Raw genomic sequence first — 12141 nt, 5'->3', positions numbered from 1 at the left:
CGTAGCGTGTTTCGCCAGGCGCATTTGTGTATACACTGTTTCCACGCGGTTGAGGAGAAGCCCCGTAGTCAGGACGTAGCGACTGCGAGATGTGCCCGACCGCGCTCTTCGACACCTGATGGTCCGAGATTCGTTTCTCGAGAACTGGTGTCAGAGGCAGCCGACAGTCTCCGGTCGCGAGCCGGTGGAGGTGGGCAATGGTGTTTCTACGGTCGGTGCACAGTGATCCGGAATCGATTCGATTGTCGTTCTGTGGGCCGGACAATCCCGAGGACGGCGCATTCGCGCTGTCCGTGGACGAACTCGTCGGCGGACCGGTCGTCATCCGCATCGTCGGGTCGATCGACAGATCGGCAATTCCGGTCATAGGCGAATGCGTGTCGGAGGCCATCGTGTGCGGGCGGTCGCTGGTCGTGGATCTGCTCGATGTCGAATTCGTCGACCCCGCAGTGGTTCCCGTCCTCTCGGCAGCTGCCTCGCGGCTCGCTGCGCACCGGTGTCGCGCGATCGTCGCCTGTACACCCGAGCTGCAGCGACAACTCGATCCGAGTGGCGCTCACCTCGGTACGGAGTGCGTCCGCAGCGTCGCGGACGCCGTTCGAAGTGCGGTGAAACCGGCGAGATCCGAACAGGTTTCGAATTCCTGCACAGGCGAGACGCCTGCGCGGTCGGCGTGACCGGCAGTTCCGCACCGTGCACGATCGTCGCCGCGGTGTATCTCGCGGTGGGGGTCGGCGATCACCCGGGCGACAGCGCCCGATGAGTGCAAAGGCAGTCCCCACGGTTGGAGTGGAGGAGGAGTTCTTTCTCGCCGACATCGACATGCTGCGTCCGGTGGCGGTCGGCCCCGGTGTCGTTGCGCATGCCCGAGCTGCGGGAATCGATGCCGTCTCGGAGCTGACCGAGGTGCAGGTGGAGGCCAATTCGCCTCCGCTGCAGTGTCTTCGCGAATTGCGGGAGAACGTGATCTCCACCCGCGCCACGCTGTCGGCGGTGGCCCTGGCGCAGGGTGCCCACTTACTGGCGGCAGGTGTCTCGCCGGTTGCGCCTGCTGATCGTGGCCGCCTGCCCATCTCGGACGGCTCCCGCTATCGGCGTCTGGCCGAGACCTACGGGGCACTGGCAGAGAGCGTTGCCACGTGTGGGGGTCACATTCATGTCGAGGTGCCGGACAAGGAGACGGCGATCGGGGTATGCAATGTCGTGCGGCCCTGGCTCCCGACACTTCTGGCGTTGACGTGCAACAGCGCGATACACGACGGCGTCGACACTCGGCACTCGAGTTGGCGTTCGACGGTGTGGGGCAGGTGGCCGACGGCTGGTCCGCCCCCTCACCTGAGTTCGACGGCGGAGTACGACGACCTGGTCGGCTCGATGATCGAGACCGGCATGATTCTCGACGAAGCATCGCTCTACTGGGATGTACGGCCCAGCTCCCACCAGCCGACGGTCGAGGTGCGGGTCGGCGACGTACCTGCGGTCGCCGAGGAGATGGTGTTGTCCGCTGCACTGGTCCGCGGTCTCGTCGTCACGGCCCTTCGGTCCATCGACCGCGGCGAGCCGGCACTCGTCGTGGCCGGCAATCACCTCGCAGCGGCATACCACCGTGCCCGCATGGATGGATTGACCGGCGTCGCAGTGGATCCGAGCACCGGGAGACCGGTGTCGGCATCGAGTCTGCTCCGATCGCTCGTCCGCTACGTGGAACCGGCGCTGACCAGCACAGGCGACCTCCGCTGCGTGCAAACTTCTCTCGAACGTTTGACGCACCTCGGGAACGGCGCGCAACGCCAACGCCGGATCTTCTCGCGCAATGCAGACGCTGCCGCCGTCGCTGCTCACGCAGCCCGTTTCACTACTGCCGAGTGGAACTCGCCGGTGGCACAGGACGCGGGTTGATCGCGGTGGTCGGCCTCGTCTGTAGGCGGCCGTGCCCGCGCCGCGACACTCGACCGATTCCAGGAAACGATCGACGATGCGAACGAAGGTGGTTATCGTGAAAGCCATGGCAAGCACGTCCGCCAGCATGCTTCGTGACGCCGGACTGAGGGTGACGCGTCCCCGAGAGTTGGTTCTCGATATCGTTGATGCACAACCGCATTCCGATACCGACACCATCTTGCGACTGGCGCGCGCCACCCTGCCCACGGTCTCGAAGCAGGCCGTGTACGACGTGCTCGATGCGTTGACTGCATCGGGTTTGGTTCGTCGTATCCGCCTCGCGGGTCACTCCGCACGTTACGAAACCAGGGTGGCAGACAATCATCACCACATCGTCTGCCGTTCCTGTGGTTTCATCGTCGACGCCGACTGCGCCACCGGTGAGCCACCGTGTGCACGACCCGCCCGAGATCACGGTTTCGTCCTCGACGAGGCCGAGGTGACCTACTGGGGAACGTGCCCCAGTTGTGCATCCGACCGATCGATCGCAGCCCGCGATCGTCCATCCACAATGCCCATCGGAAAGGACAATTCGTGACCTCCGACGCACGCCCACCCCACTCCGCCACCGAGACCGCCAGCACCAGCGAGAGCGAGAATCCGGTCATCGAGTCGCCGAAGCCCAAGGCGCACGCACCGCTGACGAACAAGGACTGGTGGCCGGAGCAGATGGACCTGTCCATCCTGCATGCGCATACCTCCAAATCGAACCCGTTCGGCGAAAAGCTCGACTACAAAGCGGAATTCGAGAAGCTCGACGTGGACGAGCTCAAAGCCGACGTCGTCTCGGTGATGACCACTTCGAAAGATTGGTGGCCGGCCGACTACGGCCACTACGGCGGACTCTTCATTCGTATGAGCTGGCACGCCGCCGGCACCTACCGCACGTTCGACGGACGAGGCGGTGGGGGTCAGGGCGCGCAACGCTTTGCGCCACTGAACAGTTGGCCGGACAACGCCAACCTGGACAAGGCGCGTCGGTTGCTGTGGCCGGTCAAGCAGAAGTACGGCAACAAGATTTCGTGGGCCGATCTGCTGGTGTTCGCCGGTAACGCGGCGCTCGAGTCCATGGGGTTCGAAACGTTCGGATTCGGCTTCGGTCGGGAGGACATCTGGGAACCGGAAGAGGTCTTCTGGGGTCCCGAGGATCAGTGGCTGGGCACCGACAAGCGATACTCCGGCGAACGGGAGCTCTCCAAGCCCCTCGGTGCCACCACCATGGGCTTGATCTACGTCAATCCCGAAGGCCCCGAGGGAGAGCCGGATCCGGTGGCCGCGGCCCACGACATCCGGGAAACCTTCGCGCGGATGGCGATGAACGACGAGGAGACTGCGGCGCTGATCGTGGGCGGACACAGCTTCGGCAAGACGCACGGTGCCGGTCCGGCCGACAAGATCGGGCCCGAACCCGAGGGTGCTCCCATCGAACAGCAGGGCCTCGGCTGGAAGAACGGCTACGGCAAGGGCAAGGCCGAGGATCAGATCACCAGCGGGCTCGAGGTGGTCTGGACGGAGACTCCGACGCAGTGGGGTAACGGCTACCTGAAGAATCTCTACGGATACGAGTGGGAGCTCACGAAGAGCCCCGCCGGCGCGTGGCAGTTCACTGCCAAGGACGGTGCCGGTGCGGGCACGATTCCCGATCCGTTCGGCGGTCCGGGCCGTGCCCCCACGATGCTCGTCACCGACATCTCCATGCGGGCAGATCCGGCGTACGAGAAGATCACTCGGAGGTGGTTGGATCACCCCGAGGAGCTCTCGCTCGCGTTCGCCAAGGCGTGGTACAAGTTGCTGCACCGCGATATGGGACCGGTGTCCCGGTACCTCGGGCCGTGGGTTCCCGAACCTCAGCTGTGGCAGGACCCGGTTCCATCGCCGCACGGTGACCTGATCGACGAGGCGGACGCATCTGCGTTGAAGTCGGCGATCCTCGACTCGGGCTCGACGATCGCTCAGCTCATCGGTGTCGCGTGGTCGTCGGTCAGCAGCTTCCGAGTCACCGATTACCGCGGCGGTGCCAACGGCGCTCGGGTTCGGCTCGAGCCACAGAAGAGTTGGGAGGCAAACGAACCTGAGGTCCTCCGCGAGGTGCTCGCAATCTTGGACGGTATACGCGAAAAGTTCGAGGGCTCGGCGGCCGGTGACAAGAAGGTCTCGCTCGCCGACGTCATCGTGCTGGCCGGCAACGCGGCCGTCGAGAAGGCCGCACGCGACGCCGGTTACGAGGTGACCGTCCCGTTCCGGCCGGGTCGCACCGACGCGACGCAGGAGCAGACCGACGTCGAATCGTTCTCGGTACTCGAGCCACGAGCCGACGGGTTCCGCAACTACATGGCTGCAGGGGAGAGCACTCCCGAGCAGGTGTTGTTCCTCGATCGCGCCTACATGCTGAATCTGACTGCGCCCGAGATGACGGTTCTTCTCGGCGGTCTTCGAGCCTTGGGGGCCAACCACGGTGGTTCGAGCCATGGAGTGTTCACCGATCGCCCCGGAGTTCTGAGCAACGATTTCTTCGTCAATCTGCTCGACTCCGACACCGAGTGGACGACGAGTGAGGACGGCACCTACGTCGGCACGGATCGTGGCTCCGGCAGCCAGAAGTGGACAGCGACATCCATCGACCTGGTGTTCGGGTCCCATTCACAACTGCGAGCGCTGTCGGAGGTGTACGCCCAGGCCGACAACGGTGGCAAGTTCGTCGACGACTTCGTGGCCGCGTGGGCGAAGCTGGCAGACAACGATCGATTCGACATCCGGTAGCGCGGAGCCGATCACCGGGTGAGCCAGATGCGCCTTCTGGCAATGGCTTTGATTCGCGTCACCATGACAGGGCTGAGGCCGAACTCGCCGAACACGCTGCCGGGATCGCGGTCGAGGATCTCCAGCACGGTGCGGTAGTAGTCCTGAGTCGACATCGCGAAGGCGGACCGGATTTCGTCGTCCGGTCCGCCTCCGTGATTGACCCATCTCAGGGCGAAGTCGATCATGGCGCGGTCTGTGTCGGAGTAGAACGCTACCGGTCGCTCTGCCCCCGCAGAAGTACGTCGATTCGGCATAACACACCTCCTGGAACTGACTGTCGATCCGAAATTAGCACTGCTCGCGAACACGTGCCAAGGGTCCGGTATCTGCGATAAGGACCCGAATATCGGTCGTAAGCCCCGTGTTTGGACTGCCGTCGTGCGTGGAAGTCGATACACAGCTCGGCGTACGCGCCCGGGCCGTGCGGTCGAGCCAGGGGCCGGAGGTTCAACCCCTGCAGCCTCCGGCCCCGCGCCCACAGAACCAGTCGCTGAAACAATCCGGCGAACACCTTCGACGAATCAGGTACGGAGAGTGTGTGATGGACACCGATGCAGAACAGCGTCTACCGACCGAGGCCGACGCCTCCTCGGTATGTAGGAAGATTGCCGACCTGGCGCAGACGTACGACATCGCGATCGGCACCGCCGAATCGCTGACCGCCGGAAATCTCGCGGCCATGCTCGGCAAGGCACCGTCCTCGGGGCAGTGGTACCGCGGCGGAATCGTCGCGTACCACGAGAGCGTGAAGCACACGCTGCTCGAGGTCCCCGACGGCCCGGTCGTCAGCGAACAGGCCGCGACGGCGATGGCTCGATCGACGGCGTCGCTGGTCGGCGCACATCTGACGATCGCCGTCACCGGCGAAGCCGGGCCGCAGAGCCAGGAAGACCAACCACCGGGGACGGTGTGGGCAGCGGTGTACGACCGCGGCGACGTGAGCACCGAATGCAAGCACTTCGAGGGTGAACCGGAAGAAGTTCTGGCCCGGACCATGGCGTTTTCCCTCGATACCCTGCTGCGCCACGCGCGGAAACGGGCCACGGGTAGCTGACGCCGGGGGAGTGCACACAACTGTTCGTCAACGAGATCGGAGCGCAGTATGAGTACCGATTCCAGTGTCCGAAGCCGTATTCAGCACGAGCTGGGTGTTCGGCCGTCGATCGATCCCGACGAGGAAATCCGCCGCCGGGTCGGTTTCCTCGCCGGTTATCTGAGAGTCAGTGGCACAGCGGGTTTCGTGCTCGGCATCAGCGGGGGGCAGGACAGCACCCTGGCCGGAAAGCTCGCTCGGCTGGCCGTTCGCGAGGCTGCGGAACTCGGTAACCAGGCCACATTCGTCGCGGTGCGTCTGCCGTACGGCACTCAGGCGGACGAAGCCGACGCCGTCGTCGCACTCGACTTCATCGAGCCGGACCGGACGGTCACTGTCGATATCCGCGACGCCGTCGACGCCTCGGCGCGCTCGGCCGCCTCGGCGCTGGATACTCCGCGTATCGCCGACTTCGTACGGGGCAACATCAAGGCGCGCGAACGCATGATCGCGCAGTACACGATCGCCGGCCAGGAGAATCTTCTGGTGGTGGGTACCGATCACGCGGCCGAGGCGGTGACGGGCTTCTTCACCAAATACGGTGACGGAGGCGCGGACGTCACTCCGCTGAGCGGTCTCACCAAAAGCCAAGGTGCGCAGCTCTTGCGGCACCTGAACGCACCGGAATCGACGTGGCGCAAAGTGCCGACAGCAGACCTGGAGGACGACCGTCCCGCGCTCCCGGACGAACAAGCACTCGGCGTCACCTACGCACAGATCGACGCATACCTGCAGGGCGGACCCGTCGACGACGATGCGGTGGACACCATCGAGCGCTGGTTCGACAAGACCCGGCACAAGCGCGCCATGCCGGTGGGGCCGGACGATCGGTGGTGGCGCACGGCCGTCGACTGCCGGCCCTGAGGCACCGTCGACGAGACGTTATCGACGGCGGTGGATCCGGGGCAGTAGGAACCAGAACGCGACGGCCGTCGACGCCACGACAGCGGCCGCGGGGGCTGCGGCGCGCACACCGAGCACTATCTCGAACGTCAGGGCGGCAGCACCCACCAGTGTCACTCCCAACATGGCGAGACCGCTGATGGCGAGTATGTTGCCGACGCGCACTATGACCCCTATTGCACGCTGCCGGAACAGGAGTCGGTGCATGCTGACGGGAGCCACCAACAGGATCGTCGCAAGCATCGACGCCGACACCGTCATCAGATAGACCACGTGGCCGGCCGTGGACAGCCCGTCGAAGCGGGCCTGGAACGGCAGGGTCAACAAGAACCCGGTCAGAAGTTGTACACCGGTCTGTACGACACGGAGTTCCTGTAGCAACGACGACCAATTGCGATCCAACTGCTGAGTGGGAGTTTCGTTGCGCGCTTTGTCGTTCCACGCACGGTGGTCCTCGTCCTCGTCACCCGTCGTCATCGACCAAGACTAGTGCGATCTCGACGGGTAGGCGGTGGAAATCGGACCGGTTCACGCAGTGTGTACATCCGCGGTCGACGTGCCGGTCGCACACTCTGGACACCCGGCACCGGACTCGGACGAGCCCGATGCCCCGGTTACGGACTTCCTCAGCGACGAACCGACGGACTCGAGGGCCGAATCGATATCGGTGAAAATCGGAATCGCAGCATCGAGTCCGACCAGATGCATCGGCCGCCCCGTGGTCGGCCCGGATGCGACCACCACCAACGAGGTTGAGCAGCATGCCTTTCGGCGAGCTGCGATGAGCACGCTCATGCCGACGGAGGCCAGGAAGGACACCCCCGACAGATCGACGATCACGGCTGCCGGCGCTGCCGTGACCGCTTGTTCGATGTGGTGGGCGAGATCGGAGGCGGTCGCGAGATCCACTTCTCCGTTGACCCGCAGAACAATTGCGTTGTCATGGTGTTCGCTGGCGATCCCGAGCAACTCGTTGTGTTTCATAGGGGGTCACCGTCCTTACCCTGTGCAGTGGCATGTTCGTCGAACAGCGCACTGCGGCGTAACCGAGACCGGCAAGGATTGCAGAACCGAGGCGAACCCGGTGCGAGCGGCGCTGTCGACTGCGGGCAGGGGCTACACCACGCTGTCCGAATCATACCCACTGTTCGTTTCTTCGTGCAGGCCGGTTCGAGAGTTCGAATGTTCGGCAACCGATTCGATCATCGCCGACGCAATCTCGCTGACCTTGATGTTTCTGTTCTGCGACTGCTCGGACAGCAGGGCGAACGCGTCGTCGGCGGAGATTCCGCGCATCGCCATGATGATTCCTTTCGCCTGGTCGATGTCAGCTCTCGTTTTCATCGCTGTCCGCAGGCCGGTGATTTCTCGTTCGGCCGACCGGGCGCGCTCGGTGATCGCGATGACGGTCTCGATCGAGGTGGCGAGCAGGGCCACCGAGACCTCGTCGAGTGGGTCGAAGCCGTCGGCACTCGTCCCGTAGATGTTCAGCGACCCGTGGCGGTGCTCGTCGGGCGTCAGCGGGGCCGACAAATAGCTGTGGACGCCCAGATCGGCCACTGCGGCAGCGAAGCGAGGCCAGCGAGCTACTGCCTCGTGCGCCTGTGCGCGAACCATACGTCCGCTGCGGATGGCGTGCAGGCAGGGGCCTTGACCAGCGCGATACTGGTCGGAATCGATGTCGTGCACAGCGGGGTCGGTGGACGCCACGGTTCGCGGTCGTCCGGTGTCGTCGAGCATGGTGATGCCGACGAGATCCGCGTCGGGAACCACGGCTGCGACCTCGGAGCACACGGCTTGAAGAACGGCATCGACGTCGGCACCGGTCAGTATCTTCCCCTTGATTCGGCGCAACGCTTGGATGTATTGCCCGATCCGGGCGAACGCCGAACCCGAGGCGTCCGGTGCGTCGTGAAGACGGTCGTCTTCGATGGAAAAGTCACTCATCTGGTGGGCTCGTTTCGGTCGGGCCCCCGCATGGACAGCAGGCAGCCACTCGTCAACTCCCGGCCCCGACTCGACCGAACGGGGTCATAATATACAGAGCCTCGCGGGTGCATTCGCACCTGTCCCGAGCGCACGCCAACGGCCCCGCCGAACGCAGGGGTGGTCGCGTCCAGGCCCGAGTCGAGGTATCCTACACAGTGATTGGGTGGAGACCACGCCCGCAGAATCGACTGCGGTACGAACCACGATCTTCCCCTGCCACAGTCTTCGATCTGTGGAGGTCAATGCCCATGATTCCCGAATCCTCGTCGTTTTCGATGTCCGTCGACCGCGGAGACGACGGCCCCATCGTCGTTTCGGTGCAGGGCGCACTCGAGATCCCCGGCAATACCCGCCTGTTGGCAGACTGCCTGGCGGGGTCCGTGCTCGCTGACCGACCGGTGGTGGTCGACCTGGTCGGTGTCACCGAGATCGGTGATGCCGCAACCGAGTACATCGTCGACGCGGCCCATCGGCTGTTGTGCCGTGGGTATCGCCTCACCGTCGTCCTGGCCACCTCCGCTGCCGACCGTAATGTGCGACGGCTCAGCGAACGTGTGCACGTCGAGCGTGCCGGCTCGCTCGGTCAGGTCGTCTTCGCGTCGACGACGCCTTCGCGACCGCGAGTCGCTGCAGTGGACGCACTGCAGGGGACTTACCTGTAGGTCGATAGCACCGCGGCCCTCGTGCGGACGGTGCTGCGGAAAGCCGTGTGTACCCGGATTTTCCGCCGGTGTCCGTCGTCGAGGCGTGGAGAAGTCGCGGTCCCGACCTATGTATCGAGTTCTAAACCCTTGCAGTGCAATGTGTTTGCTGCGAATTTCGGCGGGTAGCCGGATCGAGTCACCTGCTCGAACTTCGACCCGAACTGGAGTCCCTATGTTCCGACACACCGACTACCTACAATTCGATGCCAAGCCCGAGAAGCCGGACCCTGTGTACGCACACAAGCTTCAGGAGCTCATCGGTGGTGCATTCGGCGAGATGACCGTGACCATGCAGTATCTGTTCCAAGGCTGGAACTGTCGCATGGAGGGCAAGTACAAGGACCTGATCATGGACATCGCGACCGAAGAAATGGGTCACGTGGAGATGCTGGCCACCATGGTCGCTCGTCTGCTCGAGGGTGCACCGGCCACCGAGTCGACCAAAGCCGCTGCTACCGATCCCGTGGTAGCGGCAGTGATGGGCGGCATGGACCCGCAGCAGGCGATCGTGTCCGGCGGCGGTGCGCTTCCGGCGGATTCCAACGGCTACCCGTGGAACGGTCGGTACATCATCGCCAGCGGCAACCTGCTCGCAGATTTTCGTGCGAACGTTGCCGCCGAGGCGCAGGGGCGGCTGCAGACCGCGCGTCTGTACAACATGACCGACGACCCGGGCGTCAAGGCCATGCTGCAGTTCAATCTCGCTCGCGATACGCACCATCAGAATCTGTGGCTCGCTGCCATCGAAGAGCTGCAAGCCGACGGACTCGAGGACGTCGTAGCGCCGAGTGCACTTCTCGACGAGGAGGCATCCGAGCACGCAACCGATCTGTGGCACCTCTCGGACGGTGAGTTCTCCTCGACCGGTGGCTGGGCGAATCGGCTTGCGCCCGACGGCAAACGGCAGATGGGGTTCCTCGCCGATCCGCAGCCTCTGGGCGGCAAGTCATCCGCGCCTGCACCCGATCCGAAGTTGTACGCGACGTACGACGGGGCCAAGGGGGATCCCGCGTCGGCCGCACTGGGTACCGAGAAGGGCGTCATGGGAAAGATCAAGGACGCCCTGGATCCCGACGAGAAGTAGGCCCGAACTCCCTGTGCCGCACAGCAGTTGCGACGCGAACATCGCGTCGCAACTGCTGCGGTCAGCTGACTACGTCCCGCAGAACGTTCGGAACCCTGCGCTGAAGTCGACGGGCGCGGGTCCGGCGTACTGCGACAGCTCGTCCCGACCGTCGAACGGATTCGTCACGACCGACAACAAGCGGTCGAAGGGCGCGAGGTCGCCCTCGGTCGCTGCTGCCAGCGCCGCGTCGACCATGTGGTTGCGAGGAATGTACGCGGGGTTCACTCGGTCCATGGCGTCCGAGACGGACCGGAGGTCGTGGCCCCGCTCGATCACCGCCGTCCGCCACCGCTCGAGCCACAGTGCAGCTGCCTCGTGCGGTACGAGGGCTGCGAAATCTGCTTCGTTGCCCCGCAGATTCTCCGCCAACGCGCGGAAGGTCAGGGTCCAGTCGGCACGATGATCCCGCAGAAGCACGTGCAGTTCGTCGAGGAGACTGCCGTCCGGTTCGATCGCATCGAGGCCGAGCTTGGCGGCCATCAGGTTCTCGTAGTGCTGTCGGTAGCGATCACCGTAGGAGTCCAACACCGTCGTCAGCGCGCTGATGGCGCGGTCCGGAACCGAATCAACCAGCGGCAGTAGTGTTTCGCCGAATCGTGCCAGGTTCCAACCCAGGACGGCGGGTTGATTGCCGTACGCGTAGCGGCCGCCGTGATCGATCGAGCTGAAGACCGTTGCAGGATCGTAGGCGTCGATGAACGCGCACGGCCCGTAGTCGATCGTCTCACCGGAGATCGTCGTGTTGTCGGTGTTCATGACGCCGTGCACGAAGCCGACGGACATCCACTGCGCCACCAACTGTGCTTGCTTGTCGACGACGGCCTCGAAGAATGCGAGGTATCGACTCTCCGCGCCCTCTGCCGGCAGTTCGGCAAGCTCGGGATAATGACGCGCGATGGCGTAGTCGGCCAGGCTGAGCGCGAGGCCCTCGCGGCGGGCCGCGAACTCGAAGGTACCTACGCGCAGGTGGCTCGAGGCAACCCGAGCCAGCACTGCGCCGGGCTGCGGACCTGCCTCTCGAACCACCTGCTCACCCGTCGTGACGACGGCCAACGACCGAGTGGTCGGGATGTGCAGAGCGTGCATGGCCTCGCTGATCAGGTACTCGCGCAGCATCGCACTCACCACCGCGCGCCCGTCTCCGCCGCGGGAGAACGGCGTGGCACCGGAGCCCTTGAGATGCAGATCGACTCGTCGGCCGTGTTCGTCGTGCAGCTCGCCCACAAGTAGTGCTCGACCGTCGCCCAGCAAAGGCACGAATCCGCCGAACTGATGACCGGCGTACGCCATCGCCGAGGGGGTCGAATCGGCCGGTGCGAGAGCCCCGGACAACACGCCTGCGCCCTGCTCGGAGCGCAGCATCGACGGGTCGAGCCCCAGTGACCTGGCGAGGTTCTCGTTGAGGATCAGCACCCGCGGATCCGGTGCAGGTGCGCCCTGCCACGGCACCGTGAAGCCGGGAACGTCGTCCACCAACGTCGACTCCAGTCCCCATGACGATGGGACCGATGAAGGCGGGTTGTCGGACGCAGCTACCGGTCCCGTCGCGAATTCACTCATACTCCAGGGGTACCACGAGATCG

At 64.6% G+C, this 12141-nt stretch carries 13 protein-coding genes; 8 read left to right on the top strand and 5 right to left on the bottom strand.

The window, feature by feature from the left end:
- The first annotated feature begins 197 nt into the window (after positions 1 to 197).
- The 4 genes from JLZ96_RS09055 (at position 198) to katG (ending at position 4701) form a co-directional block, all read left to right on the top strand.
- Positions 198 to 677, top strand: a complete 480-nt coding sequence (locus JLZ96_RS09055) for an STAS domain-containing protein (RefSeq protein ID WP_052063090.1) — start codon at positions 198 to 200, stop codon at positions 675 to 677.
- Positions 678 to 759: 82 nt separating this feature from the next.
- The gene (locus JLZ96_RS09050; protein ID WP_201009879.1) at positions 760 to 1899 is read left to right on the top strand and encodes a glutamate--cysteine ligase; all 1140 of its coding nucleotides are present in this window, start codon (positions 760 to 762) and stop codon (positions 1897 to 1899) included.
- 106 nt (positions 1900 to 2005) lie between these two features.
- On the top strand, positions 2006 to 2479 hold the full coding sequence (locus JLZ96_RS09045) for a Fur family transcriptional regulator (protein WP_045842162.1): 474 nt from the start codon (positions 2006 to 2008) through the stop codon (positions 2477 to 2479).
- Positions 2476 to 4701, top strand: coding sequence for a catalase/peroxidase HPI (gene katG / locus JLZ96_RS09040; RefSeq protein WP_201009878.1), 2226 nt, complete (start codon positions 2476 to 2478; stop codon positions 4699 to 4701). Before JLZ96_RS09045 ends, katG begins: the two co-directional genes overlap by 4 nt.
- A gap of 11 nt (positions 4702 to 4712) precedes the next feature.
- Here the strand turns inward: katG and JLZ96_RS09035 are convergent, their stop codons facing one another.
- Positions 4713 to 4997, bottom strand: coding sequence for a DUF3263 domain-containing protein (locus JLZ96_RS09035; protein ID WP_048317425.1), 285 nt, complete (start codon positions 4995 to 4997; stop codon positions 4713 to 4715).
- A 287-nt stretch (positions 4998 to 5284) separates the two neighbouring features.
- On the opposite strand from JLZ96_RS09035, the gene JLZ96_RS09030 reads away from it, so the two are divergent.
- Both JLZ96_RS09030 and nadE read left to right on the top strand, forming a co-directional pair.
- Positions 5285 to 5797 carry a CinA family protein gene (locus tag JLZ96_RS09030; RefSeq protein ID WP_201009877.1) on the top strand — a complete coding sequence of 171 codons (513 nt, stop codon included), beginning with the start codon at positions 5285 to 5287 and terminating at the stop codon, positions 5795 to 5797.
- Positions 5798 to 5845: 48 nt separating this feature from the next.
- Complete coding sequence (gene nadE, locus JLZ96_RS09025; RefSeq protein WP_201009876.1) at positions 5846 to 6700, top strand: ammonia-dependent NAD(+) synthetase; 855 nt, start codon at positions 5846 to 5848, stop codon at positions 6698 to 6700.
- Positions 6701 to 6718: 18 nt separating this feature from the next.
- Here nadE and JLZ96_RS09020 read toward each other — a convergent pair whose 3' ends face one another.
- From JLZ96_RS09020 to JLZ96_RS09010, 3 genes are all read right to left on the bottom strand, one after another.
- Positions 6719 to 7216 carry a DUF6328 family protein gene (locus tag JLZ96_RS09020; RefSeq protein ID WP_032369156.1) on the bottom strand — a complete coding sequence of 166 codons (498 nt, stop codon included), beginning with the start codon at positions 7214 to 7216 and terminating at the stop codon, positions 6719 to 6721.
- 51 nt (positions 7217 to 7267) lie between these two features.
- A complete protein-coding gene (locus JLZ96_RS09015) occupies positions 7268 to 7723 on the bottom strand; it encodes an STAS domain-containing protein (RefSeq protein WP_094643487.1) in 456 nt (151 codons plus the stop codon).
- Positions 7724 to 7855: 132 nt separating this feature from the next.
- A complete protein-coding gene (locus JLZ96_RS09010) occupies positions 7856 to 8686 on the bottom strand; it encodes a GAF and ANTAR domain-containing protein (protein WP_094643488.1) in 831 nt (276 codons plus the stop codon).
- 290 nt (positions 8687 to 8976) lie between these two features.
- On the opposite strand from JLZ96_RS09010, the gene JLZ96_RS09005 reads away from it, so the two are divergent.
- Both JLZ96_RS09005 and JLZ96_RS09000 read left to right on the top strand, forming a co-directional pair.
- A complete protein-coding gene (locus JLZ96_RS09005) occupies positions 8977 to 9390 on the top strand; it encodes a hypothetical protein (RefSeq protein ID WP_201009875.1) in 414 nt (137 codons plus the stop codon).
- A 214-nt stretch (positions 9391 to 9604) separates the two neighbouring features.
- Positions 9605 to 10516, top strand: coding sequence for a manganese catalase family protein (locus tag JLZ96_RS09000; RefSeq protein ID WP_201009874.1), 912 nt, complete (start codon positions 9605 to 9607; stop codon positions 10514 to 10516).
- Between the two features lie 69 nt (positions 10517 to 10585).
- Here the strand turns inward: JLZ96_RS09000 and JLZ96_RS08995 are convergent, their stop codons facing one another.
- The gene (locus tag JLZ96_RS08995) at positions 10586 to 12118 is read right to left on the bottom strand and encodes a YdiU family protein (RefSeq protein WP_201009873.1); all 1533 of its coding nucleotides are present in this window, start codon (positions 12116 to 12118) and stop codon (positions 10586 to 10588) included.
- Positions 12119 to 12141 lie beyond the last annotated feature (23 nt).

Origin of the sequence: Rhodococcus sp. NKCM2511 (genome assembly GCF_014905595.1) — a bacterium.
In the GTDB taxonomy this organism is placed as follows: Bacteria; Actinomycetota; Actinomycetes; order Mycobacteriales; family Mycobacteriaceae; genus Rhodococcoides; species Rhodococcoides fascians.
Note: the sequence above shows the minus strand (reverse complement) of the source record. Positions and strands in the feature narration are given on the sequence as shown.